18 protein-coding genes and 1 pseudogene are annotated in these 25,411 nt (G+C 66.6%); 7 read left to right on the top strand and 12 right to left on the bottom strand.

Annotated features, from left to right (window positions below):
- Positions 1-212: 212 nt before the first annotated feature.
- The 5 genes from CSW59_RS15310 to CSW59_RS15290 all read right to left on the bottom strand — a co-directional run bounded on the left by CSW59_RS15310 (position 213) and on the right by CSW59_RS15290 (position 8,833).
- The gene (locus tag CSW59_RS15310) at positions 213-1,733 is read right to left on the bottom strand and encodes a phosphoesterase (protein WP_099444853.1); all 1,521 of its coding nucleotides are present in this window, start codon (positions 1,731-1,733) and stop codon (positions 213-215) included.
- Between the two features lie 105 nt (positions 1,734-1,838).
- Positions 1,839-4,730, bottom strand: coding sequence for a TonB-dependent receptor (locus CSW59_RS15305; RefSeq protein WP_099444852.1), 2,892 nt, complete (start codon positions 4,728-4,730; stop codon positions 1,839-1,841).
- 104 nt (positions 4,731-4,834) lie between these two features.
- On the bottom strand, positions 4,835-5,758 hold the full coding sequence (locus CSW59_RS15300) for a FecR domain-containing protein (protein WP_099444851.1): 924 nt from the start codon (positions 5,756-5,758) through the stop codon (positions 4,835-4,837).
- A complete protein-coding gene (locus tag CSW59_RS15295; RefSeq protein WP_099444850.1) occupies positions 5,755-6,261 on the bottom strand; it encodes an RNA polymerase sigma factor in 507 nt (168 codons plus the stop codon). The genes CSW59_RS15300 and CSW59_RS15295 overlap by 4 nt, the downstream gene beginning before the upstream one ends.
- Before the next feature lie 382 nt (positions 6,262-6,643).
- The gene (locus CSW59_RS15290; RefSeq protein ID WP_099444849.1) at positions 6,644-8,833 is read right to left on the bottom strand and encodes a TonB-dependent receptor; all 2,190 of its coding nucleotides are present in this window, start codon (positions 8,831-8,833) and stop codon (positions 6,644-6,646) included.
- A gap of 204 nt (positions 8,834-9,037) precedes the next feature.
- Between CSW59_RS15290 and CSW59_RS15285 the strand changes: the two genes are divergently transcribed.
- On the top strand, positions 9,038-9,790 hold the full coding sequence (locus tag CSW59_RS15285; protein ID WP_236632253.1) for a helix-turn-helix domain-containing protein: 753 nt from the start codon (positions 9,038-9,040) through the stop codon (positions 9,788-9,790).
- Positions 9,791-9,971: 181 nt separating this feature from the next.
- Here CSW59_RS15285 and CSW59_RS15280 read toward each other — a convergent pair whose 3' ends face one another.
- Genes CSW59_RS15280 through CSW59_RS15270 form a run of 3 tightly spaced genes read right to left on the bottom strand, consistent with a single transcriptional unit; the run spans position 9,972 to position 13,452 of the window.
- Positions 9,972-10,166, bottom strand: a complete 195-nt coding sequence (locus CSW59_RS15280) for a hypothetical protein (RefSeq protein ID WP_099444847.1) — start codon at positions 10,164-10,166, stop codon at positions 9,972-9,974.
- Entirely contained in the window at positions 10,163-11,374 is a 1,212-nt protein-coding gene (locus CSW59_RS15275; RefSeq protein ID WP_099444846.1) for a PepSY domain-containing protein, read from the bottom strand. The genes CSW59_RS15280 and CSW59_RS15275 overlap by 4 nt, the downstream gene beginning before the upstream one ends.
- A gap of 8 nt (positions 11,375-11,382) precedes the next feature.
- On the bottom strand, positions 11,383-13,452 hold the full coding sequence (locus CSW59_RS15270) for a TonB-dependent receptor (RefSeq protein WP_201722816.1): 2,070 nt from the start codon (positions 13,450-13,452) through the stop codon (positions 11,383-11,385).
- Between the two features lie 237 nt (positions 13,453-13,689).
- Between CSW59_RS15270 and CSW59_RS15265 the strand changes: the two genes are divergently transcribed.
- The 5 genes from CSW59_RS15265 (at position 13,690) to CSW59_RS15245 (ending at position 19,702) form a co-directional block, all read left to right on the top strand.
- The gene (locus tag CSW59_RS15265) at positions 13,690-14,466 is read left to right on the top strand and encodes an AraC family transcriptional regulator (RefSeq protein ID WP_161495059.1); all 777 of its coding nucleotides are present in this window, start codon (positions 13,690-13,692) and stop codon (positions 14,464-14,466) included.
- Positions 14,467-14,664: 198 nt separating this feature from the next.
- Positions 14,665-15,180 (top strand): sigma-70 family RNA polymerase sigma factor, encoded by a 516-nt coding sequence (locus CSW59_RS15260; protein ID WP_099444843.1) that lies wholly within the window; start codon positions 14,665-14,667, stop codon positions 15,178-15,180.
- Entirely contained in the window at positions 15,177-16,136 is a 960-nt protein-coding gene (locus CSW59_RS15255; protein WP_099444842.1) for a FecR domain-containing protein, read from the top strand. The genes CSW59_RS15260 and CSW59_RS15255 overlap by 4 nt, the downstream gene beginning before the upstream one ends.
- 84 nt (positions 16,137-16,220) lie before the next feature.
- Positions 16,221-18,563 carry a TonB-dependent receptor gene (locus CSW59_RS15250; protein WP_099444841.1) on the top strand — a complete coding sequence of 781 codons (2,343 nt, stop codon included), beginning with the start codon at positions 16,221-16,223 and terminating at the stop codon, positions 18,561-18,563.
- Complete coding sequence (locus CSW59_RS15245) at positions 18,563-19,702, top strand: PepSY domain-containing protein (RefSeq protein WP_099444840.1); 1,140 nt, start codon at positions 18,563-18,565, stop codon at positions 19,700-19,702. Before CSW59_RS15250 ends, CSW59_RS15245 begins: the two co-directional genes overlap by 1 nt.
- 244 nt (positions 19,703-19,946) lie before the next feature.
- Here CSW59_RS15245 and CSW59_RS15240 read toward each other — a convergent pair whose 3' ends face one another.
- The 4 genes and pseudogenes from CSW59_RS15240 to CSW59_RS15230 all read right to left on the bottom strand — a co-directional run bounded on the left by CSW59_RS15240 (position 19,947) and on the right by CSW59_RS15230 (position 23,563).
- Positions 19,947-20,849 (bottom strand): S9 family peptidase, encoded by a 903-nt coding sequence (locus CSW59_RS15240; RefSeq protein ID WP_236632252.1) that lies wholly within the window; start codon positions 20,847-20,849, stop codon positions 19,947-19,949.
- A 145-nt stretch (positions 20,850-20,994) separates the two neighbouring features.
- A pseudogene (locus CSW59_RS21455) lies at positions 20,995-21,146 on the bottom strand (hypothetical protein); the annotation flags it as partial.
- Positions 21,147-21,278: 132 nt separating this feature from the next.
- Complete coding sequence (locus CSW59_RS15235; protein WP_099444838.1) at positions 21,279-22,253, bottom strand: NAD-dependent epimerase/dehydratase family protein; 975 nt, start codon at positions 22,251-22,253, stop codon at positions 21,279-21,281.
- 2 nt (positions 22,254-22,255) lie between these two features.
- Positions 22,256-23,563 (bottom strand): UDP-glucose/GDP-mannose dehydrogenase family protein, encoded by a 1,308-nt coding sequence (locus CSW59_RS15230; protein ID WP_099444837.1) that lies wholly within the window; start codon positions 23,561-23,563, stop codon positions 22,256-22,258.
- A gap of 504 nt (positions 23,564-24,067) precedes the next feature.
- Between CSW59_RS15230 and CSW59_RS15225 the strand changes: the two genes are divergently transcribed.
- The gene (locus CSW59_RS15225; RefSeq protein WP_099444836.1) at positions 24,068-25,381 is read left to right on the top strand and encodes a mannose-1-phosphate guanylyltransferase; all 1,314 of its coding nucleotides are present in this window, start codon (positions 24,068-24,070) and stop codon (positions 25,379-25,381) included.
- Positions 25,382-25,411: the final 30 nt, after the last annotated feature.

Here is a 25,411-nt window from a genome sequence, read left to right as displayed (position 1 = left end):
TCCTCCCTCGTTCCAGCCTGCAACCCGAGGCCCGCTTCTTGGCCTACGCCAAAGCCTGACCACCAAGGGACGCCTGCGGCGTGTGGCCGTGCAAGGCGCGCCAACCTCGGCCTTCCCGCTGTCGGGAGGAGAAACGCCCCTGACCGGTCGCCCCAGCCACAGACGCGCGGACGCCTAGGCGTTCGCGAGGGGCCAACGCGATCAGGCGCCGCCTATTTCACGGCGATGAAGATCGGGTTGGCGTAGAACCAAAGGTCCGACCACGGATCCTCCCCCAGCAGGTCCGGCAAGGGTTCGCCTTCCGCGCCATTCGTGCCCCGGACTCGGATGTAGGTCGGCCCGCGCACGTCCTTGAGCACGTAGACCATCGACAGCACCTCGCCGTCGCGGGCCCAGGAGGTCGGGGTGAAGGCGCGCACCACGCGGGTCGAGGGGTTGGCGTCGACCGTGCGGTCGACGGCCGGTCCAGTGATGTCGCCCTGGATCAGGTCGATCCGGCTAACGCTGGGTGAAAAGCCGCCGAAGTTCTTACCCGCCGGATCGCGCACGCGGATGACGACCGTCACGTCCGAGCCCTTGGGAACCACAAGGCGGCCGCCGATGTCGGCCTTGGCGCCGGCGACGGTCGCGGTGACATCGACCTCTGAGACCAGATCGCCCAGCGTCACGAAGATGCGGCCATTGCGCAGACCGTCCAGCACGTCGTCATAGGTGTGGGCGGCCTTCACATAGGTCTTGGAGTATTCGCCAGGCCAGAAGTCCTCGCCGCCATCGGTGTAGTGGCGGTGGGAATCCGAGGTCGATGTGACCCACCAGCGGCGCCCCTCCCCCAGCATGGCGTCCCAGAAGCCGCCCAGCTTGGCGGTCATCTGGTCGAAACCGCCCATGGTCGGGGCGCGCGAATAGCCGCCCCGGTCGCCCTTGGGCTTAAGCGACCCGTCGGCGTTCAAGCTGGAGGCCTGGTGCCCCGGCGCGCCCTCCATGCCCACGGCGACGTCGGGGGCGGTGTCGTTCCAGTTGCGAAGCTCGGACGGCGAGACCAGGCCATAGCGCCCCACCCCGGTCGCGGACCTGGACGGATGGTTGGCGATCACGACGGGTGGCCGAGGCAGCGCTTTCATGTGGCGCAGGGCGTCCAGCATGAAGCCCTCCTCATCGCGGGCGGGGTCAGCCGGCCAGGGTTCGCGCCGATTGTACCGGCTCTCGATCCCAAACAGGGCGTCGCGCTCATCGGCCGTGCGCGGCAGGATCAGGCTGGAGTGCTCCGCCGCCGGCGTGTCCAGCTCCATGCCCCAGAACTGCAACACGCCGGGCGTCTCGCGGCGCGCGCGCAGCAGCTCGGGATAGGCCTCGTCGCGATTGAGCTTGGAATGGTTCGGGCCGCCGTGGTCGGTGGCGACCATCCAGGACAGGCCATACTTGGCGGCCATGCGGGCGTTGGTGGTGATCGGATTAACGGCGTCTCCCGCCTTGACCAGGATCGGCGGCTGCGACGGGTCGGCTGCGGGCTTCACCGAGACGCTGAACCAGCTGTGGACGTGGTGGTCGCCCGCCAGCCAGCGACGCTCGGAGGCCTTGGCGGGCCGGTGGTCGCGGCGCGTGGGCGCGAGCGGCTCAACCGCGTGTCCGGGATGAGCGAAGGCCGTCGTCGCCGACACGACATCCGCCAGCAGGGCCATCGCCACGATGGCGCGCGAAACGCCTTGGCGCGTCTTTGCGGAGAGCAGGGGCATGAAGATGTCCTAGGCAGCGGTTGTGACAGTTGCGGCGCGAGCTTTAAACGACACTGGCCCGCGCGGCGAGGCGCGGGCCAGTCCGAGGCGCAACGGCGAGGCCGATTAGAACTTGGCGCGCAGGCCGAAGCTCACCGTGCGGCCATAGTTGGTGTAGCCACCAAACCAACCGCCCTTGATGAACTGCCACTGCGAGGCTTTCGTCAGGTTCTGCCCCTCGATCGCCGCCGTGATTTGCGACGTGATCTTGTAGCTGACACTGGCGTCCAGCGAGCCGAACGCCTTATCGTTCAGCGCCGACAGGCCCGCCCCGCCGACGTCCTGCAGGACGTCGTCGACCCAGCTGTAGCTGGCGCGTGCGGCGAAGCGGTCTTTTTCATAGAAGGCCGTCACGTTGAAGCTGTTCTTGGCGACATTGACCATCTCGTCCTTCAAGGTCGGCGAGTAGGTCGCTTCTGTGTCGGTGTAGGTGTAGTTGGCCAGGAAACCAAGCCCGTCGAACGGGGCTGGCAGGCGCTTGAACAGGTGCTGGTAGGCTAGCTCGACGCCCTTGATGGTCGCCTTGCCGCCATTGGTCGGCGAGGTCAGCTTGTACGTCAGGCCGTCGACCACGATGTCGGTCGTCTGGCTGTACACGAAGGTGGTGATGTCCTTGTAGAACGCCCCGCCGATCAGCGCGCTGCCAGGCGCGAAGTACCATTCCAGGGTCGCGTCGTACTGCAAGGCCTCGAACGGCTTCAGCAGCGGATTACCGCCCACGGCCGTCAGCAGGGTCCCGGAGTTGAGGGTCAGACGCGGCGCAAGATCGGCTAGGGACGGCCGGGTGATCACCTTGGCGGCGGCGACGCGAGCCTGCAGGGTGTCGGTCAGCTCAAGGGCGAAATTGGCTGTCGGCAGGACGTCCGTATAGGTCTTTTCGAAGCGAACGGGCAGCGCCGCAGAGCCGTTGTCGGCGTGGCCGGACGAAACCTGCTTGGTCTGCGCCATTCGCACGCCGACCTGACCGCGCAGCGGCGCGCCGAACAGGTTTGTGTCGATGTCGCCAAGGGCGTAGCCGGCCCCGATCTTCTCGGACACACGATAGGAATTGCGCTGGTCCGCGCGGGCCGTGCCCCTCTGATTTGGGTCGCGCAAGGCCCAGAAGGCGGCCGGATCCGGCATGGCCCAGGTCGAGGGCAGACTTCCATCGACCCCGCCCAGGAAATCGCTGACCGGGAACGGGTCGAAATAGTCCGCTCCGAAGAACTTTCCCGTCAGGTTGGTCGTGTAGTTGATGTCGGCGCGATTATAGGATCGCGAGCGCTCGCGGAACTTGACGCCGAACTGAAGGCGGTTGACCGGACCCAAGCTCACCGGCCGTTCGGCGTCGAACTGCAGAGCGGTCTCGTCGTCCGTAGCATTGTTGACCCGCCATTCGATTCGGCGGAACGGCAGCAGTGACGGGTTGTTCAGATCGGCGGTCAGCAGACTGACGTCCGGCAGCGCGTCGCCAGCCTTGGGCAGGTTGAACGTCGCCCGCCCCATCGAACCCTGCAGACGGGTGCGGGTGATCGGCTTTGAGGTTTCCGAATAGGCGCGGGCGTAGGCGAGGTCGGCGGTGATCGTCCAGTCCTCGAGCTTCTGACGGATCTTGCCAGCGATCATCATGTTGTCGTGGGCCAGGTCGCTGACTTCACGGCCGATCTGGCTGTTGGTGTTCGCCGTGCCGCCCGTCATGACGCCATCCTTGATCACGGCCGAGCCGGCGACCAGGGTCGAGAGGTCCGGGTCGACTGAATAGGTCAGCTCGTCATAGTGGTCGTCCAGCTTGGTGTAGCTTGCGTCTAGTGTGACCTCGGTGGCGTCGCTGGGACGGTACTGGGCCGACAGGACCAAGCCCTTGCGCTCGCGGTCCTCGCGTTCCAGCGTCGGGCGGATATTGGTCGCATACAGGTTCACGCCCTGCGCGATCAGGCTTCTGCCCAGCGCCGTGCTGGCGTTCGGATAGCTCCAGCCGACGCCAGTGATACGATCCTGGCGCAGGGTGCGCTGATCATAGACTGCCGCCGCCAGCACCCCGAGCGTGCCGGCCGCATTGGTCCAACTGGCCAGACCCGACAAGCGGGGATCGGTCTTGCCGGCCAGCTCCGGATGGCTGGCGGTCGCAGAGAGCGCGAGCGTGGTGCGGCCAAGGTCCAGCGGGCGGAACGTCTTGATGTCGACGACGCCGCCGATGGCGCCCTCATCCAGCGAAGCCAGAGGCGTCTTGCCTACCTCGACGCCAGCCACCAGTTCGGACGGCAAGGTGTCGAAGCGGAACTGGCGACCGCTTTGGCCGCTGTCGCGCATGTTCTCGTTCACCGCGGCGCTACGACCGTTCAACGTGACGATCTGGAAGTTGGGCCCCAGTCCCCGGACGCGAACGAATAGCCCCTCGCCCCGGTCACGGGTGATGGCCACCCCCGGTACGCGCTGCAGGGCCTCGGCGATATTGTTGGACGGGAATTTGCCGATATCCTCGGCCGAGATGGCGTCCACGACATTGGCCGCCTTGCGCTTGTCGTTCAGCGCGCGGGCCAGCGAGTTGGCGAAGCCGCCGGTGACGACCAGTTCCTCGACTGTGGCCGGCTCCTCGGCCTGGGCCGGCTCTGCTGGGGCGAGCTCGACCGTCGCGGCGACGGGCGCCGGCGCGGTCGAGACCCGCTGAGCGGCCGGGCGCAGAATGGCGGCCCCGCCGTTGCGCACAAAGGTCAGGCCCGTGCCCCGCAGCAGCTCGGCAAGGCCGCGCTCGGCGTCGAACTGGCCGCGCACGCCTTCGGTGTGCTTGCCGCGCAGCAGGGCCGGATCGGCAAGGACCTGCAGACCCGTGGCGCGCGAGAAGCTGGGCAAGGCCGAGACCAGGTCGCCGGCCGGGATGGCCAAGGTCGGCTTTTCGGGCGGCGCCGCTACGGCCGAGCTCGTCGCGAGCAAGGCTGCGACCGACGTCGAGCCCAGCCACATCCAAGTCTTCGCAGTCATATCATCATCCCCGATTTCGCGCGGCGCTAACCGCCGTTTCGTGGGGAAGACGCTGGCGATCGCTAAATCTGGACAGGGATTTTTGTGAAGTTTCCGCGACGAGCTCAGCGCGACAGCACAAGGCCATCCGACGTCTGACGAACCGTGAAGCCGTGCATCAGGGCCAGATTGCGCACAAGGGCCTGGGGCTCGTCCAGGCGGAAGCGCCCGGCCACCCGCTGGCGGCCCAGACCCGGGTCCGCGATTGCGATCGGGGTCGGCGAGGCGCGATTCAGCCGCTCGACCAGTCGCGCCAGGGTCACGCCATCGGTCTCCAGCCAGCCTGAGCGCCAGTCGTCGGCTTGAAGGTCAAACGCACGGACCGCCGACAACCGGCCTTCCTTGGCGAAGGCCCTCTGGCCCATCGTCAGCTCGGCGGTGCGATGGATCAGGCCCGTGGGCGCCAGCCGGACGCGACCGCGCCGCACCGAGAGCTCAAGCCGTCCATCCGCTCGCTCCAAGTCGAAAGCGGTGCCCAGCACGCGGGCCGCCCCCTCGGGGGCCTTGACCGTGAATGGCCGGCCAGCGTCGTGGGCGACGTCGAAGAAGGCTTGGCCGCTCATCAGCTCGACCTGCCGCCGCCACACGCCCAGACGCACCTCCAGACGGGTCGCGCCGTCCAGGGTGACTTGCGTGCCGTCAGCCAGGGTCGCCACTTGGTGCTGGCCTGGCGGGGTTTGCAACACCAAGGGGGTGACGGTCATGAGCTGCGCTTGCGGCCAGACGACCAGAACCGCGAGGCCGCACGCCAAGAGGCCGCCAGCCAGCACCGCCAGCGGGCCCGCGCGCCGCGTCACAGCGCGCTTTTGCTGGCTCAGGCGCATCGCCTCGGCCAGGGCGGGATCCTGGCTGGCGCGCCAGATCTTGTCGAACGCCTGGGCGTGCTTGGCATCGGCCGCCTTCCAGGCTTCGAAACCCGCGTCGTCGCGCGCCTCGGCGTCCAGTCGGCGGGCGGCCCACAGGGCGGCCTGCTGGCGAACGCGGCTCATGGCCGGCCTCCGCCGGCGCGGCGTTCGGCCCGGGCAATCTCGCGATGCAGTTGCTCAAGCGCCCGCGCCACGTGCTTTTCGATCGCCGCCTCGCTGAGGCTGAGGTCCTGGGCGATCTGGCGCGGCGAGTGACCGTGCAGCCGTCGGCGGATGAATACGTCCCGACGCAGGGGCGGCATGGCGTCCAGCGCCTTGCCGAAGGCCTCGACCTTCTGGCGATGCATCAAAATCTGCTCCGGCGCGGGGGCTTGGCAGGGAATGTCCTCGTCAAGAGCTTGGGAAGACCGCCGGTCGGCGCGACGGAAGTGATCGCGCACGAGGTTCAGCGCGATGCGGTAGCCCAGGGCGGCCCGATCGACGATCTTGCGCGCTCTCTCATAGGCCAGGAGACGCTCGAACGTCTCCTGAACCAAGTCCTCGGCGGTGGCTGGATCGCGCGTCCGCCTGACGATGAATTGATAAAGATCGCGCCGCTGCGCACGCAGGCTGGCCAAGTCGCTCATAGACACGCTCTTGGCCCAAGCGAGATGGCGGGAAACAAGAACCGACGCGACATGATCTTGCCTTAGCACGACTTTGTGACAGTCGCGCTTTCGCGGCCCACTGCCTGCAGAACGGACCTTCCCAAGGTCAGCGACAAGTCATGTACGGCCCAAGCACAGCGTCATGAAGCGGTCGAACACGGGCGCGAGCATCCCGCAATCATGCGCCGCCAGCATCGTGTGCAGCGCTTGCTGGACGGGCTGGCCATCGTCGCGTGCGCCACGCCAACAGCGCGGCGGCGGCCGTCACCAGACCGCCCGGATCATAGGAGCAGATCACAGGTCAGGATGAGGTGACGCCCTAACCGCAATACGCTGGAGCGCGGCGCCTCGGACTTCGCGCTTAGAACCGGGACGTCAGCTCCAGGCCCGCTTGCCGGCCGCGCGCCAAGGGCGCGTACCAATTTCCATCATTGCCGAAGCCAAGATTGCGGAACGCCATGCCGCTGTGGCGACGGACATCCGTAAGGTTCTCGATGAACAGCCGCGCGTTATAGCGCTCGGTCTCGAACCCGGCTTGCAGGCCATAGACCTGGGTAGCCTTCTGTTTAGCCGAACCGGTCGCCTCCAGGGTCTCTTCGCCGGTAAGGGCGGCTTCCGCCCGAACGTACCAGCCGCTGGGCCGGGCGTAGCGGGCGGCCAGATAGCCGTCGTAAGCGGGCGTCAGCTTCACGCGTCGTCCCTTGAGATTGGTGGTCGCGTCGATTTGCAGGTCCCGATAGCGGGCGTCGGCGTATCCCCAGCCCGCCGTCAGTTCCAGGCCCGGCAGCGGCAGGGCGACGGCCTCAAGTTCGAAGCCCTTGCTGTCGATCGAGGCGTCGGCCCCGATATAGTCCGAGGAGATGATCTGGCCCGATGCGTTGGTCGCCACCTGGATCTCCTGCCAGTTGTCGGAGCGGATGTAGAAGACCGCGCCCGACAGCCTCAGGCGGCGATCGGCGGAGCGCCATTTGAAGCCAGCCTCACGGCTCCACATCGTTTCGGATGGGTAGCGTAGAATGTCTCTCCCCAGGTTCGACTGCGCGGCGGCGAGGTTGAAGCCGCCCGGAATGTAGCCCTTAGCGACATTGGCGTAGACGCTGAGATCGGGTGACACGCGGTAGCTGGCGCCTAGACGAGGAAGCGTCTCCTTGAAATCGGCGTCGAGGTCGGCCTCGGTGTAGGTGAGCACGCCGCCGAGCCCCAGATCGAGCGTGCCCGCCAACTGGCGCGCTGAGCGGTGAGCGTGGTCGAGGCGGATACCGCCGTTGACGGTCAGCGCGGGCATGGCCGAAGGCGTCCAGCCGACAGAGGCGAACAGGCCCCAGTCCTTGGCCTGCGCCCGCTGGGTCGGAGCCGGATTGTAGTCATCCAGACCGCCCGAGCCGACGAAGGTCGCTAAAAAGCGGTGGGTGTCCTGACGGTAGATCGAGGCGCCGACCATGTAGGTCACCGGCCGGTCTTCGGGCGAGCTGAAGCGCACCTCGCCATTGATGAAGTCGGTGTCCTTGTGGTCTTGCCCCGCAGCGGTCGGCAAGGCCGTGAAGTCTAAATCCAGGCCGCGCGCATCGACCTTCAAGCGGCGGTAGGACAAGGCCGCGTCCAGCGATCCGGTATCGAAACGGTAGTTGAGGCTGGCGCCGGCCACGCCCTCGCGTTCGTCGGTGCGCTTGGGCGCATCGTTGACATAGGTAAAATCCCCTATGGCGCGGCCACCGTTATAGGCGCCGGCGTAGGATCGGTTGTAGAGCCCGGTGTCCATGGGCAGATATTCTTGGTCGAAGACCCCCGGCGCGCGAGTGTCCAGGACGTAGGCAACGCCATTGACGGTCAGGCGATCGTTGGGCCGCCAGCGCAGACGCCCCTGAACAAACGCCTCCCGAATGCTCCCGGCCCGCCGGTCCGCCGCCAGATTTCTAAGGAAGCTATCCCCGTCGGACAGCTTGAAGGCCAACGAGCCGGTCAGGGTGTCCCCGGCCAAAGGCCCTGCGATAAATCCGTCAGTCTCAAGCTCGTGCCCGCCCTTGTAGGCGCTGGCCGTGACGCGCGCCTCGCCGGTGAAGCCGGCGGTGGGGGCGCGGGTGTTGATCACGATCAGGCCGGACTCGCTATTGGCCCCATAGAGCGTGGCTTGAGGTCCGCGAAGCACCTCGATGCTCTCGACCTGGTTGAGGACTGCGTTGGACAGCTCCCGGAACGGCACGCCGTCGATATAGACGGCCGCGCGGTTGACGATGAACGGGTTGGACTCGATGCCTCGGATACTGATGAAGGTGCTGCCCAGTTGGCCGCTTTCATTGAACTGAACATTGGCCACCGCCGCGTCCAGCTGGCGGATGTCGCGGATGCGAGCCTGGTCCAAGGTTTCGCGATCAAGGACGGTCGCCGACAGGTCGGCGTCCTGGAGGCGGGTGGCCCGCCGGGTCGCGGTGACGACAAGGTCTTCGACCGTGCTGGCGTCCTTCGTCGCCTTCGATGGAACCTCCTGCGCAAGGGCCTGAAAGCCAAGCAAGGAGGCAGCCGCCGTCGAGGCCAGGAGAAGAACGCGCGTCATGAAAACTCCAAGGCGCGTCGGGGCGCCTGTTGCGAACCATTTTCATGACCTCTAATGATATAATATAACATCGCGTCCACTCCAAAGCCGGATGCCTTCACTCCGAAACAGGAAACTTCACGAGTCATGTCAGCGGGTTCGGAGACCGATCAGGGAAGGCGCGCGTCGCCCGTGAACGGGCGGATCATCCAAGGAGATGGCGTGATGCTCGTCCGGGCCCGCTATCCCGCGCACGAGGGTCGCTATGAAGGAGACGCGCATCTGCGCTTGGCTTTGTCACTCGGAGACGCCGAGCGCCTGACCTATCGGTGCGGGGACACGCGGATCGACGGCCCCTGGCGAGCGGGCCAGATCGTCGTGACGCCGCCCGGCGCGCCGCTTGAGAGCCAGTGCGAGGCCGTCACAACCCTCGGGCTGGCGATAGATCCAGCAATGGTCGGCGGCGGACGATCGCTTGACGCCACCGAGGGGCTTGGACTGGTCGAGGACGAACTGTTGTCTTCCGTCATGAGAGCGCTGTGGTGCGAGGCCGACGTGCATGGCGCGTCCACGGCCTTCTTCCAGCACGGCGCGGCGCTGGTGGTCCGACGTCTCGGCGAGCTCCAGGGAAGTTCCATAGCGACCATCGCTCAGTCGCGTCTTCCCCGAGCGCGCCTCAATCTCGTGCTCGACTGGATCGAGAACCACCTCGACGGCGACATCACCGTTGGCGACATGGCGGCCCGGGCGGGGCGGGAGGTCAGTGGCTTTGCCCGTGCGTTCAAGACGGACATGGGCTGCACGCCCTACACCTATCTCACGCGCCGCCGGATGGCGCGCGCGCAAGCCCTGTTACGCGCTGGCGAAAGCGTGGCCCGGACGGCATGCGCCTGCGGCTATGCCAATCCCGCGCAGTTCTCGTTGGCGTTCCGCCGATTGCTCGGCGCTTCTCCAACCGTCTGGCGAGCGAGATCGTAGGCGCCCTAGCCGCCAACGATCTCCCGCGATCAAGCGCCGCGGTGGCCAATTCCCGTTCGATACGGAGAGCTCGTTGACTGAGCGGACGTTAGAACACCATCTCAGAGAAGACGGTGCGTAGCATGCGCGCCGCCACCACTCACCCTCCGGAAATTGAGAGCGCGGCAATCAAAGTATCGCGCTACCGCCGCGAAACCGCGATGAAGACACACGCGGCGACGGTCAGCAGCGGAACGGCGACGGCGAAGGTCAGAATGAGGTCGAGCCCCCCCTCCGCCAACAAGGCGCCGATCAGTCCGGCCAGGCTGATGAGGGCCAGGGTGAGCGGAGTCCGGAACGTCGACCAGAGACCGTCGTGCGGCGATTTAGTCGTCATCGCGCGCGCTCCGCGCCATATCGGCTGATGAGGTCATCGGCGCGCTTGGCCGAAGGAACGCGCGCCCGCGCCCACCACAGATAGAGACCACTGACCAGCACGACGATCGCTACGATGTCGAGAAGCGCCCAGACCACCTTCAGCGGTAGTCCGGCATAGTCGCCAAAGTGCAACGGCCGGGCCAGGAAGAGCGCGCGGATGTGCAGCGGCATGTCGCGCGTGTCGGTCAGGGCGGCGGTCTCTGCGTCGACCAGGGTGGGCTTGAGCAGGCGCTCGGTCACCGGCGAGGCGCCGCGCATGAAGACGTTATAGTGGTGGGGCGTGGCGAAGAACGATCCCGGATAGGCGATCACCGACGGCTCCATGTCCGGGGAGGCCCTTCTGGCCGTCGCCACCGCCGCGTCCAGCGAACCCAGGCGCGCCAGCGGCGGCGCATTGGCGTAGGGCGCGCGCATTTGCGCCAACTGCCCGTTTCGCCACTGATGCGCCAGAGGCTCGTCCAGGCTGTTGAAGACCCCGGTCACGCCGACCACCAACAGCCAACCGGCGGTGGCGATCCCCAGCAGGTTATGCAGGTCCAGCCACAGGAGCCGGCGGCTCTGCCCCAAGCGGACGGCGCCAAAGGCCAGCTTGCGCATAAACGGCGCGTAGATCACCACGCCGGAGATGGTCGCCGCGAGGAACAGAAGGCCCATCGCGCCCAGAAAGAGGGTGCCGGGCAACCCGAGGAACATCCGCACGTGCAGCTCGTGTACGAACCAGATGAAGCCTTCACGCTGGGGCGGCGGCGGGGCCAGCTTGCCTGTCCGCAGATCCACAGGCTGCATGTGCGCCTCGCGTGGCGAAGCATCGACGCGCGTCGCGGTCGCGACGATCACAACCGGGCGGTCCGGCTCGAACAGCAGCGACTGGACCACCTCGCCTGGGCGCTGCGCCAGGACGCCGCCGACCACGGCGTCCAGCGTCGGCGGGACAATCCCGAGCGCGACCGTCTCCAGCGGTGCGCTGTGGCCCATCAGGTCTTCCAGTTCCTCGTGGAAGATCAGGGGCAACCCCGTCAGGCACAGCATCAGCAGGAAGACCGTGCAAACTAGGCTGGTCCACTTGTGGATCAAGACCCAGGCCCGTAGCGCGTTCCGACTAAGGCCCGGCGCCGAGATCCGCCGCGCGGCGTTCCTGGGACTGGGGGCTTGGGATCGAGCGTCCATCAGAGCGCCTAGAACGTCGCCACAACGCCGGCGCTGACCATCCGCGGGGCCAGCAGGACGGCGGAGTCGTAGTCGCTGTCGGGGCGGCCGGAGCCAGCCGGAGCAAAACCCGGATAGCGCGCCACCGGCCGCTCGACGTCGAACAGATTGCGCACCGTGGCGGTCAGTCGCGCGCGCCCCATGTCGTAACCGATCCGCAGGTCCGTCACGGTGTAGGGATCGGTGCGGCCGCGCGCGCGGTTGTTGACGTCGGTGAAGTAGGGCGAAACGTAGCGCATGTTGACCGCCGCGCTCCAGGCCCCCTCCTCCAAGCTAACGCCGGCCGAACCTGTTGCCTTGGGCGCGGTAAGAAGGCTGTTCCCCTCAATGCCCGAGCCGGGATACTTGGCGACCTTGGTCCGCAGCGCGCCAAACGTGGCGTGGGCGCGCAAACCCTTGGCCAGCGCCGCGCGCACCCCAAACTCCCCGCCCCAGGTCTCGACCACATCGGCGTTGCGCACGACGAAGGACTCGTCGCTGGACACCGTAGGGGTCAGGTCGAACGGCAGCTGCATGTCGGTATAGCGCGAATAGAAAAGGTTCTGAGTCGTCTGAGCCCGACCGCCGGACCAGGATTGACGCCCGAACACCTCGCCAGTCCACACATACTCGGCGTCGTAGCTATAGTTGACGATCGGGAAGGCGAAGGTGATCCCGCCGCCGCCGGCGTTGTAGCCGCGTGAGATCTGCAGGCCGACGCTGCGCGAGGCGGACGGGCTCCAGACCATGCCCAGCTTGGGTAGCCACGCCTCATAGGTCTGCTTGGCTTGGATGCGCACCAAGGCCCCGGTCGGATCGCCGCCCGTGCGCTGGCGCTTCTCGCGCTCGTAACGAAGGCCAGCCGACAGGTCGATGTTATTGGAGAGCGGTGTGACGGTCTCGACATAGGCCGCAGCAGTGTCGGTGCGGTCGTCGAACCGCTGGCCGCCGAAGAACTCGATGAATTCATCCTGGCGGGCGCGGTAGACGTAGGCGCCGGCCACCACCGAGACGCCCGACGCGGCGGCGTAGCGCAGTCGGGGCTCCAGCACGTACTCGCGAGTGTCGATCGTGGCGTTGCTGGAATTGGGCGCAGCCCGACGGCGGAAGTCGAACTCGGTCCCCGAGGCGTTGAGCTCCAGTTTCAGCGTCTCGCTGATCGGGTGGCTGACATCCAGTCCGACGCTAGTGCTCTTCGGCTCATGCACCGGCTGGAGCGGGAAGTTCGATCGCCGAGCCTCGAAAGGCCGCACGATGATCTCTCCGTTTGGCGCCTTGGATTGAGTGTGGGTGACCGTCAGCAACGCCCGACTGTCGGACGTCGTCGGCGTGAACAGGAGTTTGCCGCGCAAGGTGAGGCCTTCGATCCGGCCAGGATCATCGACGCCGGAATAGCTGTCATAGGAGGTCGCAGCCTGTCGGCGGAAGCCGTCGGCGGCCAGCCGCAGGGCCAACTTTCCCTCCACGATCGGCAGGTTCAGCATGGCAGAGCCTTGGCGCTGGCCATAGTCGCCGACCACGACCTGGATCGCGCCGCCGAACTCGGGTTTCGGATCGTTGGTCTCGATGAGCACCGTGCCGGCGATGGCGTTGCGGCCGACCAAGGTGCTCTGCGGTCCACGCAGCACCTCGATCCGCGCCACATCCCAGACCCCGAGATCACCGAAAACCACCTCGTTGTAGCTGGCCGGACGGCCGTCGATCCGCCAGTTCAGGCGCGGACGGCTGCCGGCGAAGAACGCGTTGGCGTTCTCGGCCGGGCCGGTGCCGTCGACGCCGCGCACGGTCGGCGCCTTGCCCGTCCCGGTGACGATGGCGAGGTTCGCGGTCTGGGCGAGAACATCGCGAACGGTCACGAGCGCGGGCCTGTCGGCCAGCAGCGCCGCGTCCAGCACCTCGACGCTGGCGCCTGAGCGCGCCAACGGACGGGCGATGATCTCGCCGGTGACCACGACCGCGTCGAGGGGCGTAACCTCACTGTCCTGGGCGTAAGCAGCCGCTGGAACAGACAGGACCAGCAAGGCGCCCGCGCAAGCGCGGGTCAGAAGACGATTTCTCACGGCACCCCCAAAATCAGTCACTGGACCGGCAATCATTGTTGCGATTGAATATCAACTGCGCGGTGCTTATGCCGCTTGCCGACCAGCCGCCACTCCAACCTGGGCGGATGATCCGTTCTGGGAAGTTGGGGTGGAGTGATGGCGGCGGCCGCCGAGACACAGGTTGAAGCCTATCGGACGGGGATGCGCCGGATTGGCGCCTCCCCCAGTCTGGTCAGATCCGAGCCCGGCGGAGCCGTGCGGCTCGCCATCGCTGACTTCAAGGCCTTCGAGGGGGAGTTCCAACCCCACTCCTACCTGATGCTCAACATGTGCCTCGGTCGCACGGGCCATCTGCGCCGGGTGGGCGCCCGCGCCCAGGTCGAGGGCATGCTTCGCCCCGGAACGATCGGCCTGGCCCTACCCGATGACGCGGCGCGAGGCTGCTGGCCCAGCGCGCGGATGCTGGGCGTAGCGGTCGATCTGGACGCTCTGAACGCGCGCGGGGCCATGGATGTCAAGGCCGAGGCCCTGGTCGCGGCGGCCTCTCAGCTCCATCGCGATCCCCTGCTCTCGGCCGTGATGACGGCGATGTGGCGCGACGCCGAAGCGCATGGTCTCTCCAGCGCCTTCTTCGACCATGGTCTGAACCTGATCCTGACGCGGCTAGCCCAGACCTTGGCCGCCCCCATCAAGCCGGCGCGCAAGATCGCTCCGCTCTCCAAGGCGCAGCTGTCGCGCGTCGTCGACCTCCTTGAATCGCGGCTGGCGACAGACTTCAGCGTCGGCGAAATGGCGCGTGTCCTTGGGATGGACCCCTCGACCTTCACGCGCGCTTTCCGCGCCGCGACGGGTCTAGCCCCATTCGCCTACCTGACTCGTCGCCGGATGGAGCTGGCCTTGGACTACCTTCGCTGTGGCCATTCAGTGACCAACACCGCCATGGCCGTCGGCTACGCCAATCCTAGTAAGTTCGCCGCTGCGTTCGCTCGCGTACATGGGGCGCTACCCTCGCACTGGGAAGAAATCGACTGAACCGCCCATCTTCGCGCGCAGGGCGCCTCAGGTTTTCAGTCCGCAAAGCCACCGATGGGTGAACCTGCTTCTGCCCGGGACGCGCTCTCCCAAGCGCTGACGTCGTCGAGCCATAACGGCATTGATAACGATTCTCATTTACGATAGTTGCCTCGTGAGCCGGGCCGCTCAGTGCTTGCGACTTGCTCTGGAGCGCATATGGCCGAACCGGCGGCGACCTTGGATATCGAAGGGCTTTACGCTGACCATGGCCGCTGGCTGCGCAGCTGGCTGCGGGGTCGCACCCGTTGCGGCGACCGCGCCAGCGACCTGGCCCATGACACCTTTCGCCGTTTGCTGGAGGCTCGACCGACAGCTACGCCGGCCGAACCTCGCCGCTACCTGGCGACCATCGCCCGCCGCCTGCTGATCGACGACATCCGCCGCCGCGAGGTCGAGCGCGCCTATCTCGACGCCTTGGCCCATGAAGACTTGGTCGACACCGTGACGCCAGAACGCATCGCTCAGGCCATCGAGCTGCTGAATGCGGTCCTGGGTTTGCTGGCGGGTCTGCCGGAAACGACGCGGCGCACGTTCCTGATGCGGCGACTGGACGGCCTGACCCATGACGAGGTCGCGCGGGCCCTGCGCATCTCGGAACGGACGGTCAAGCGCCACATGGCTCAGGCGCTGGCCCACATCTACGTTCTGGCCTATCCGGATGCGCTGGCATGACCGCACTGGCGCGGCCTGACGCGCGCACGATCGCCCAAGCCGCACGCTGGGCCGCGCAACTGGATTCCGAGAAGGCCACTTTGCGCCAGCGCCAAGCCTGCGAGACTTGGTGCGCCGAACATCCGAGCCATCGCCTGGCTTTTGAGCGGATGCGCGGCGTCTCGGCGCGCTTTGAGCAACTGGGGTCAATCGAACGCGACGCCCTCAAGCGCGCAATCAAGCAGCGCGACCTGAACCGTAATCGTCTTGCCGTCATGACGGTGAGCCTAGGCGCTGCGGTGTTACTCGGCTGGATGGCGTCGCAGAACCTGACCCTTCGCGCCCTGACGCCGGACCACGGAACGCTTGCTGGCCAGCAGCAATCATTGGCCCTGGCCGATGGCTCAACCCTCGTTCTGGATACCGCCAGCAAGCTGGATGTCGATCTGAACGCCCGCCGTCGCACGGTTACGCTATTTGAGGGACAGGTTCTGGCCACTGTCGCGCCCGACCGCTCGCGCCCCTTCGTGGTGCGTTCGCGCCAAGGCCAGGCGACCGCCCTAGGCACCGCCTTCCTCGTGCGCAGCGATGCGACCCAAACCCTAGTGACGGTGATCGAGTCCAAGGTCCGTGTCTGCCCCCGCACGCGCGGGGCCTGCCTGGATCTGACGGCCGGGCAGCGCGCTCGCGTGACGACCGACGCAGCGGTCCGCCTGACGCCGGTCAGCCCCGCAGCCGCCATCGCCTGGACCAAGGGCTGGCTGGAGGTCGACGACCGGCCAATGGCCGAGGTGCTTGAAGAGCTAAACCGCTACCGCGCCCGCCCCGTCCGCTACGACCCGCGCGCCGGCGCCAAGGTCCGTCTGACCGGTAGCTATCCGCTGACCGACACCGATCGCGCCGTCGAGGCTATCGCCCTGTCGACGGGCCTGCGCCTGACCCGCTCGACGACGGGCGAGATCCGACTGTCGAACTGATCGCAATTTTCTTCGCCCGGCCCTGTCCCCTTTTCAAAGGTTCATCCGTCCCCTTTCCCGACGAGTTCATTTTTAGGGGATTTCATGAGCCAGATCCGGATCAAGGCGCTGTCGGGCGCCGCCATGGCCGCGCTGTTGTCGCTGGCCGGCGCGGCCACGACCACCACCGCCCACGCAAAGGCCGACGCGACGGCGCGCTTCGACGTGCCAGCCGGCCCGCTGGGCGCGGCGATCGCCCGCCTAGGGCGTCAGGCCGGGGTGGTGGTCACCGTCGATCCAGCCCTGGTGCGCGGACGCAGCACTGGCGGCCTGTCGGGCCAGTACGAGACCTTGCAGGCCCTTGACCGGCTATTGGCCGATAGCGGCCTGCGGGCCCTGGCCGATGGTCGCGGCGGCTATCGCTTGGTCCGCGCTTCGCCCGCCGCGCCATCCGCGCCGATCCGCACCGCGCCATCCGTCGATGACGCCCCCACGCTCACCGATTCCGTCATCATCGTCGGCGCGCTAACCGACGTGGAAATTGGCGCGGCCACGATTGAACTGCGCCAAGCCAACTCCCTGGCCGATCTCTTTCGCCAGACGCCGTCGGTGACGGTCGGCGGCGCGGTTAGCATCGCCCAGAAGGTCTATGTGCGCGGCCTGGAAGACTCTCTGCTGAACGTCACCGTCGACGGTGCGCCGCAACGCGGGACCCTTTTCCACCACATCGGCCGCGTCTCGATCGAGCCGGAACTGCTGGACGCCGTCGAGGTCCAGGCCGGCGCGGGCGAGGCCACGGCGGGCTTTGGGGCTATCGGCGGGGCGATCCGCTTCCGCACCAAGGACGCCGATGACCTGCTGCGTCCTGGTCAACGCTTCGGCGCCCTGGCCAAGGCCGGCTATTTCAGCAACGACGGCCACAAGCTGTCCGGCACGGTCTATGGTCGGCTGTTCGGCGACGTCGGCTTTGTCGGCTCTCTGGTGCGTGTCGACAGAGACGACATGAAGGACGGGGGCGGTCAAAGGTTGCGCGGCACTTCGGCCGAACAGAACCTCGCCTATGCCAAGCTGGGCGGCGACCTGGGCGGCGGCCATCGCTTTTCGCTCAGCTATGAGCACCGCGAGGAGAAGGCCGCTTTCGGCCAGCGCCCGAACTGGCCGGTGCTGGCGGGCGACCGCCTGTTTCCCGCTGAAGGCAAGCGCCAGACCGCCGTCGCCAACTATGGCGTGACCCTGGCCGAGGGCGTGGATCTGGAGGCCACCGGCTACTGGACCCGCTCGCGCTTCACCCAGGACCGCTATGATCGCTGGGGCCTTTATGGCGCGGCGATCCGCAGCGCCGGCTTCGACGTGCGTGGCAGGATGCAGCGTGGCGACCACGATGTGGCTGTCGGGACAGAATACCGCTCTGATCGAATCCACAGCCAGTATCTGGCGGCGCCGACGGTCTGGGGTCGGTGGGCCTGGAGCCCGACGGTGGGGCGCTTCGAAGAAAAGGGCGACGTCTTTGGCGTCTACGCCCAGGACCATTGGCGGGTCGGCGGCCCGCTGCTGTTGAGCTATGGCGTGCGCTACGACGCCTATGACATGACGCAGATCACCTACGCCAACGGGACCAAGAGCGACGGCGTCAGCTTCAACGCCGGTCTGGAATACGAACTTGGCCAGGACCTGACGTTCAGCGCCAGCTATGCGGAAGCCTTCCGCGGCAAGGAGATCGGAGACGCCTTCACCCTGGAAAAGCGCCCTGGGCGGATCTCGCTATCGCCGACGCTGAAGCCCGAGACCGTCGGGAACTACGAGTTGGGTCTAACCTGGGACCGGGGCCCGTTCCGCGCGTCGGCGGTCTACTACTCGATGACGATCGACGACGTGATCTTCGACCAGCTAGGATCGGGCGCTCCACCACAAGACGCCGTCTATTACGAGAACGTCGGCCGCTTCAAAGCTCAGGGCGTCGAGCTGCGCGCCGGCTACAGCTCCGGCCCGTTCTCGGTGGACGCTTACTACAATCACTACGAATCCACGCTGAATGGCGACACGATCGAGGGCTATGAGCACATCGGCCTTGGCAACTCCGTGGGCGACAACTGGAACCTAACGGCCGGTTACGAGCCTTCATCCAAGCTACGCTTTGAGGCCAGCCTCACGCGCTATGCTGACCTCAACAACATTGAGGTCCTGCAGCGCGGCGTGGCCATAGGCTGGATCGGCAAGACCCAGTATGTCGACAAGCCCGGCTACACCGTCGTGGACGTCGTCGGAAGCTGGAAGCCATTCGGCAATGATCGGGTGACGTTGCTGGCCGGGGTCTACAACCTGTTCGACACTCGCTATCGCGCCCACTCCAGCGTCGCTGACTACAACCATATTCCGGGCTGGGAAGGCATCGCCGGGGTCTATGAGCCAGGCCGCGACATCCGCCTGACAGCAGCCTTCCGCTACTGATGGCCAATCTCCTGCGGTGGCGCCCGGCCCTAAGGACCTGGCACCGCTGGTTCGGGTTGGGAGCAGCGCTGTGGCTGCTGCTCCTGGCCCTGACTGGCTCGGTGATCGCCTTCTATGACGAACTGGACCGCGCCCTAAACCCGGACTGGCGGGGCGTGGCCGTGGCCGGCCCGGCGCCGTCTATCCCGGTGGATGCGGCGCTGATCACGGTCGCCGCCGCCCTGCCGGGCTTTTCGCCGCGCATGGTCGACTTGCCAGAGCAGGCTGGCCACACGATCACCATGATCGGTTCCATGGCGCGAGACGGCGAGGATGTCCCGGCCCAAGCCTTCATCGACGCCGAGGGACGCACGGTGTTGGGCTGGCGCCAGATGGGCGTCCTGGCCTTGGACCGCCGCCACCTGATGGACACGATCTACGGCCTGCATGTCGAGCTGCTCTTGGGTGAAATGGCGGCCTGGCTATTGGGGCTTCTGGCGCTGCTTTGGATACTGGACCATCTGGCGGCGCTGCTTCTGTCGTTTCCCAACCGGGCGCGGTGGCGCGAGGCGTTCCTGATCAAGGGTCGGGGCTTCAGCCTCCGCTGGCTGTTCGACCTGCATCGGGCCAGTGGTCTGTGGCTCTATCCCGCAACCTTCACCTTGGCGCTGACGGGCCTGACCCTGACTTGGCACGAGGAGACCCGCTGGGTGGCGCGATGGGCGGCGCCAGTGTCCGAACGCCTGCACGTGTCGATGCCTCAAAGGCCCGCGCCCGCCAACCCTATCAGCGCCGACCAGGCTCTGGCCAAGGTCGCGGCGGCGACCCAGTCGAGCGCCGACAGCTTGGTGCTGCTGCCCCGGCAAGGCGTCTATGGTGTCCGCAGCTTCGACGCGCGCGACCTCGATGGCATGGGACGGCTTTGGACCTATGTCGACATGGCCAACGGCCGGGTCGTGGGCCAGCGCCACGACAACGGCGAAGGCCCCGGCGACGCCTTCTTCGCCTGGCAGTACCCGCTGCATTCGGGGAAGATCCTCGACCTGCCTGGCAGGATTATCGTCGCGGTCGCGGGGCTGGCGACAGCGGGACTTTGTCTGACAGGCGTCTTCCTGTGGGCCAAGCGCCGCCGCCGCGCCGTTTCCGCGAGCCCCTTGTAGTCCAGCATAGCTGACCTGCTCCTGCACTTTCACCCAGCGGCGGCCGGAGTCTCGAGAGCAGGTCACAGGTCAGGATGAGGTGACGCCCTAACCGCACTACGCTGGAGCGCGGCGCCTTGGACTTCACGCTTAGAACCGGGACGTCAGCTCCAGGCTCGCTTGCCGGCCGCGCGTATGGCGCCGAACGTCGCAGAATGGCGCAGGGCAGTCGGAAGGCGCTGTGGCGAACGGCTCAGCCGTTCCACTATCTGCCGCGCGTTATGCCCTGCTTGGTCAGCCACGCAGCGAGACGCCCGAAATACTCCGGGGACTCGGGTGCGCCGTCGTCGGCTCGGGCGGGATCCATCTGGTCCTTCGGGGACACCGACAGTTGCATGCTGTGATCGGCCCGGGCGACGACCGCCGCCTCCACGTTCGACAATTGCGCCTGCCTCTCTCGGAGGCTTGCGATAGAGGCCGCGACAGGCACGCCGGGATCGGCGGCGCCGAAGAGCATCAGCGTCGGGACCTTCCCGCCCTCGAGGCTCTTCAGCGGATCATTCTCGATCTCCTTGCGCCAGCGTGATGTCTCCCGCGGGCCGACCGTCTTCCTCATGTAGATGAGGTTGAACCATGGGCGCGTCTTAATCGCGTCGACCCTGCGCTGAGCGTCCGCGCGGTCGCCGGTCCCGCGCATGTAGTCGTCCACAGCCTTCCGCGCCGCGAGCATCTCGTCGATCTCTGATTGAGGGTATCCATTCACGCGCAAGGCATTGGCGGAGAAGAAGTTCATCTGGACGTCAGCTGTCACCACGGGAGCGGAGACAGAGACCACGAACGCGGGCTCAACCGGCGCGCGCGCAGCCGCCAGGAGCGATACCCAGCCACCTTGGCTCAGGCCCCACAGGCCCACCCGACGAGCGTCGATGCGGGGGTCCGTCTTGACCCGCCGCAGCGCCGCGATCGCATCATCGGCCAGCATGGCGTAGTCGCTGGTCTTCAGATCCCCGCCCGAGCGACCAGAGCCGCGACGATCATAGACGAAGACGGCGGTTCCCAGGGGCGGCAGCATCTCAAGCAGATGCCAGTAGAGCGGGGAGCTGCGAAGCGGCGAGGACGCACCATGGGTGACAACGACCGCCGCCGCGGCGCGGGCCCCCTTCGGCAGATAGAGTGTCCCGCTCAGCGCAGTATCGCCACTGCGGAATTCGATGTCCTCGGCGATGGTCTCGACCGACGCTGGCGCGCTCCAGGGCGCCGTCGGCGAGTGAGCGTGGGCGGCCGGCGCGAACCACTCATGTGGGTGGTAGGCGGACCAAATCCTCCCCCCAGCGGGGGAGGTGTCGGCGAAGCTGACGGAGGGGGAAGAAGCCGGCTCGGCAGGACTTCCCCCTCCGGCCTTCGGCCTCCTCCCCCACTGGGGGTAGGGTTTTCCAACCGTCCGCTCAGGGTCGGGACCGGGAATTGGCGCCCGCCCCAACAACGGACCTACGCCCCGTACAGTCTCGTGGCGCCCGCCGACCAGCAACGTGGCGGTTGCCGTCCAGTTCGCTGGCGTTCTACACCCTCGCCAGAGAACGCATGAGCCCAAGCGCCTCTAAGCATAGACTCTGGTCCGCCACTCCACGAACTTCGCCAAACCCTCGGCGAGCTTGACCTTGGGCTTGTAGCCGCAGAGGGCGTGGAGCTTGTCGATGTTGGCGAAGGTGGCCGTCACGTCGCCCGGCTGCATGGGACGGAAAACCTTCTTGGCCTCGATCCCGAGCGCGGTTTCCAGCGTGGTGATCATGTCCATCAGGCCGACAGGGTCGTTGTCGCCGATGTTGTAGACCTCGTGCCCGCCCTGGGCCGGCGGGTTGTCGAGGACGCCCAGGATCCCGTCGACGATGTCGTCGATATAGGTGAAGTCACGGGCCATCTTGCCCTCGCCGTACACCTCGATCTCCTGGCCCTTCAGCATCTTCTCGGTGAAGCCGAAATAGGCCATGTCCGGGCGGCCCCACGGACCATAGACGGTGAAGAACCGCAGGCCCGATTGCGGGAAGCCGTAGAGCTTGGCGTAGCTTTGGCTCAGCAGCTCGCACGAGCGCTTGGTGGCGGCGTAGAGCGACACCGGGCTATCGGCCGGATCACTCTCCTTGAACCCCTCGCCGTTCAGCGGCCGGTCGCCATAGACGCTCGAGGAGCTGGCGTAGACCAGGTGCTCGACGCCGGCGTGGCGGCAGGCCTCCAGCACCGACAGGTGGCCGGCGAGATTGCTGCGCTCGTAGGCGAACGGGTTCTCGATCGAGTAGCGAACGCCGGCCTGGGCCGCCAGGTGGATCACCTGCTTGGCGCCCGAGCTCTTCACCAGTTCGGCGAAGGCCTCGTGGTCGGCGATGTCCATGCGGAGCATCTTGAAGCCCTGCCGGGAATCAAGCCGACGGGCGCGGGCCTCTTTCAGAGCCGGATCGTAATAAGCGTTGAAGACGTCGACCCCGATCACGGCCTCGCCGCGATCAAGCAGGCGCTCGGCCACGTGGTAGCCCACGAAGCCCGCCGCGCCGGTGACGACGATGGGAAGCTTGCTCATGCTCAGCCGCGCCCGATGCTGGCGTAGGTGAAACCGTGGCGGACCATCTCGGCGGGCTTGTAGACGTTGCGCAGGTCGACCACGACCGGAGCCTTCAGCAGCAGCTTCAGACGGTCCAGGTCCAAGGCCCGGAACTGGTCCCATTCGGTCAGGATGACCAGGGCGTCGGCGCCCTCGGCGGCCTCGTAGGCGCCGGCCTTGAAGTCGACGCCGTCCAGCATGTGCGCGGCTTCCTTGGCGCCTTCCGGATCGAAGGCCTGGACCTTGGCGCCCATGGCCTGCAGGGCCGGCAGGATGTCGAGGCTGGGCGCATCGCGCATGTCGTCGGTGTTGGGCTTGAAGGTCACCCCCAGCACGCCGATCGTCTTGCCGGCGAGATCCGTCGAGCCGATGGCGTCGGCGACCTTCGTGGCCATGGCCTTCTTGCGGGCGGTGTTGACCTCGACCGTGGTCTCGATCAGCCGGGTTGGCGCGCCGTATTGCTGGGCGGTCTTAACGAGAGCGATCGTGTCCTTGGGGAAGCAGCTGCCGCCATAGCCGGGGCCCGCGTTCAGGAACTTCGATCCGATCCGCTTGTCCAGGCCAATGCCCTTGGCCACCGACTGGACGTCGGCGCCGACCTTCTCGCACAGGTCGGCCATCTCGTTGATGAAGGTGATCTTCATCGCCAGGAAGGCGTTGGCCGCGTACTTGATCAGCTCGCTGGTGCGACGGCCCGTGAAGACGATCGGCGTCTCGTTCAGGCTCAGCGGGCGGTAGAGGTCGCGCATCACCGCCTGGGCCCGCTCATCGTCGGTGCCCACCACCACGCGGTCGGGACGCTTGAAGTCCTCGATCGCCGCGCCTTCGCGCAGGAACTCGGGGTTCGACACGACCGCGAACTGGGCGTCTGGGCGGACCTTCTTGATGATCGCCTCGACCTCGTCGCCGGTGCCCACCGGCACGGTCGACTTGGTCACCACGACGGTGAAGCCGTCGATCAGGCCGGCGATCTCTTCGGCCGCGGCGTAGACGTAGGACAGGTCCGCATGGCCATCGCCGCGGCGCGTGGGCGTGCCCACGGCGATGAACACCGCGTCGGCGTCCTTGATCGCCTGCGCCCCTTCGAGCGTGAAGAACAGCCGGCCCTCGCGCACGTTGCGGGCCACCAGGTCATCCAGGCCCGGCTCGAAGATCGGGATCTCGCCCCGCTCAAGCCGCTCGATCTTTCGGGGGTCCTTGTCGATGCACGTCACCACGTGACCGAAGTCGGCGAAACACGCCCCAGACACCAGGCCCACATAACCCGTGCCAATCATCGCTACGCGCATCTATCCCTCACAAGAGAGCCCGCCCAAACCATGCGGGTCGGGAAGTTCCAAAAAGGTTCAAGGTTGGCGCGACGCAAGACGCCCTTTGACGCCATCGCGCTTTGACACGACGCGGCGACGGACATTGGCCTTGGAGCTCCGACCAAGCTATCAGAGATAGGGACGTCTACCAGATCGAAAGCCAGCCGGTCTTCGTTCATTTGCTTCCGCTGGACAGGCCTCTGCGTAGGCGTAAGGCCTAAGATCCACGCCGAACTTTCAGGAACCGGCGCCGCCCAGTCATTGCCCCGTGATCGGCGTGAGCCGTGCGACATATTCGGGTCGGCTGTCGCTACGACGCCCGCCGCTGATCGTCCCGATGCTCGCGGCAGCCCAGGTTTTAGCTGATCACTGCACGCCGCTCGCAAAAGCGGATAAAATTCTTCGTTCCCGCCTGCTTTGTCTTTAAGAGACCTTCGCAACGACCCTCTATCAGAGGGCAAAACTAAAGTGTGGGGACATATCTTGGCTTCGATCTATCCCGTCATCCTGTGCGGCGGCTCGGGCACGCGTCTGTGGCCGGCTTCGCGCAGCGACCAGCCCAAACAGTTCCTGAAGCTGGTGGGCGACCGCTCTTCCTTCCAGGAAACCGTGTTGCGGGTGAAGGACATCCCCGGCGTCGCCGAGGTCGTCATTGTCACCGGCGAGGCAATGGTCGAGTTCGTCACCCAACAGACCGCCGAGATCGGCGCCAAGACCACGATTCTCGTTGAGCCGGAGGCGCGGGATAGCGCGCCCGCCGTGGCGGCGGCGGCGGCCTATGTTCAATCGAAGGATGAGGAAGGCGTCGTGCTGATGCTCGCCGCCGACCACCACATCTCCCAGCCGGAGATCTTTGGCGAGGCGGCGGTCACCGCCGCCAAGGCGGCCGCCAGCGGCCTGATCGTCACCTTCGGCGTGCAACCGACCGTGCCCTCCACCGGCTTCGGTTACATCCGGCCAGGCCTGCCCCTGCTGGACGGCTCCGTGCGCGAGGTCGCCGCCTTCGTCGAAAAACCTGACCAGGCCACCGCCGAACGCTACCTGCTGGAAGGCTATCTCTGGAACAGCGGCAACTTCGCGTTCAAGGCCGCTACGCTGCTGGACGAGTTCGAGGCGTTCGAACCCTCGGTGGCCGCCGCCGCCAAGGCCTGCGTGAGCGGGATGGACCTGGAGCGGGGGATCGGCCGGCTGGAGCCAAACGCCTTCGCCCAAGCCAAGAAAATCTCCCTGGACTACGCGGTCATGGAACGCACGTCCAAGGCCGCCGTCGTGCCGGCGGCCTTCGCCTGGTCTGACCTCGGCGCCTGGGACGCGATCTGGGAAGCCTCGGCTCGCGACAGTGAGGGCAACGCCCAGGCCGGCGACGTCGACCTGCGCGGAACCTCCAATGTGCTGGTGCGCTCGACAGGCCCCTATGTCGGCGTCATCGGCGTCAGCGACATCTTCGTGGTCGCCGAGCCCGACGCGGTTCTCGTGTGTCATCGCAAGGACAGCCAGGCCGTCAAGGCGCTGGTTGACGGCCTGAAGGCCAAAGGGCGCTCGATCGCCTTGAGGAGAAGCGCGGCCGCCAACGGAACCGAAGCCTTGGTTTCGACGGACGGCTTCGATGTCGAACTGCGGCGCGCCTCGGCCGGGGCGGCCATCAACCTCGCGCCCTCGACCGTGCAGGTGCTGGAAGGCGCGATCGAGATCGACGGTGATCTCTACGCCCCGGGTGCGATCATCCCGCTGGAGGCCAGCGCCACTGCTCAAGCCAAGACCATGACGACCCTCTTGGTCACCAGGACACGTCGATGAACGACGGGAGTTCGCTGGACGCTAGCTACG

It is taken from the genome of Caulobacter sp. BP25 (assembly GCF_002737755.1).
GTDB lineage: Bacteria > Pseudomonadota > Alphaproteobacteria > Caulobacterales > Caulobacteraceae > Caulobacter.
Note: the sequence above shows the minus strand (reverse complement) of the source record. Positions and strands in the feature narration are given on the sequence as shown.

Bases quoted from the DNA above. Each gene is read 5' to 3' on its own strand.
- CSW59_RS15310 (WP_099444853.1), bottom strand. From the start codon at position 1,733: ATGCCCCTGCTCTCCGCAAAGACGCGCCAAGGCGTTTCGCGCGCCATC.
- CSW59_RS15305 (WP_099444852.1), bottom strand. From the start codon at position 4,730: ATGACTGCGAAGACTTGGATGTGGCTGGGCTCGACGTCGGTCGCAGCC.
- CSW59_RS15300 (WP_099444851.1), bottom strand. From the start codon at position 5,758: ATGAGCCGCGTTCGCCAGCAGGCCGCCCTGTGGGCCGCCCGCCGACTG.
- CSW59_RS15295 (WP_099444850.1), bottom strand. From the start codon at position 6,261: ATGAGCGACTTGGCCAGCCTGCGTGCGCAGCGGCGCGATCTTTATCAA.
- CSW59_RS15290 (WP_099444849.1), bottom strand. From the start codon at position 8,833: ATGACGCGCGTTCTTCTCCTGGCCTCGACGGCGGCTGCCTCCTTGCTT.
- CSW59_RS15285 (WP_236632253.1), top strand. From the start codon at position 9,038: ATGCTCGTCCGGGCCCGCTATCCCGCGCACGAGGGTCGCTATGAAGGA.
- CSW59_RS15280 (WP_099444847.1), bottom strand. From the start codon at position 10,166: ATGACGACTAAATCGCCGCACGACGGTCTCTGGTCGACGTTCCGGACT.
- CSW59_RS15275 (WP_099444846.1), bottom strand. From the start codon at position 11,374: ATGGACGCTCGATCCCAAGCCCCCAGTCCCAGGAACGCCGCGCGGCGG.
- CSW59_RS15260 (WP_099444843.1), top strand. From the start codon at position 14,665: ATGGCCGAACCGGCGGCGACCTTGGATATCGAAGGGCTTTACGCTGAC.
- CSW59_RS15255 (WP_099444842.1), top strand. From the start codon at position 15,177: ATGACCGCACTGGCGCGGCCTGACGCGCGCACGATCGCCCAAGCCGCA.
- CSW59_RS15250 (WP_099444841.1), top strand. From the start codon at position 16,221: ATGAGCCAGATCCGGATCAAGGCGCTGTCGGGCGCCGCCATGGCCGCG.
- CSW59_RS15245 (WP_099444840.1), top strand. From the start codon at position 18,563: ATGGCCAATCTCCTGCGGTGGCGCCCGGCCCTAAGGACCTGGCACCGC.
- CSW59_RS15235 (WP_099444838.1), bottom strand. From the start codon at position 22,253: ATGAGCAAGCTTCCCATCGTCGTCACCGGCGCGGCGGGCTTCGTGGGC.
- CSW59_RS15230 (WP_099444837.1), bottom strand. From the start codon at position 23,563: ATGCGCGTAGCGATGATTGGCACGGGTTATGTGGGCCTGGTGTCTGGG.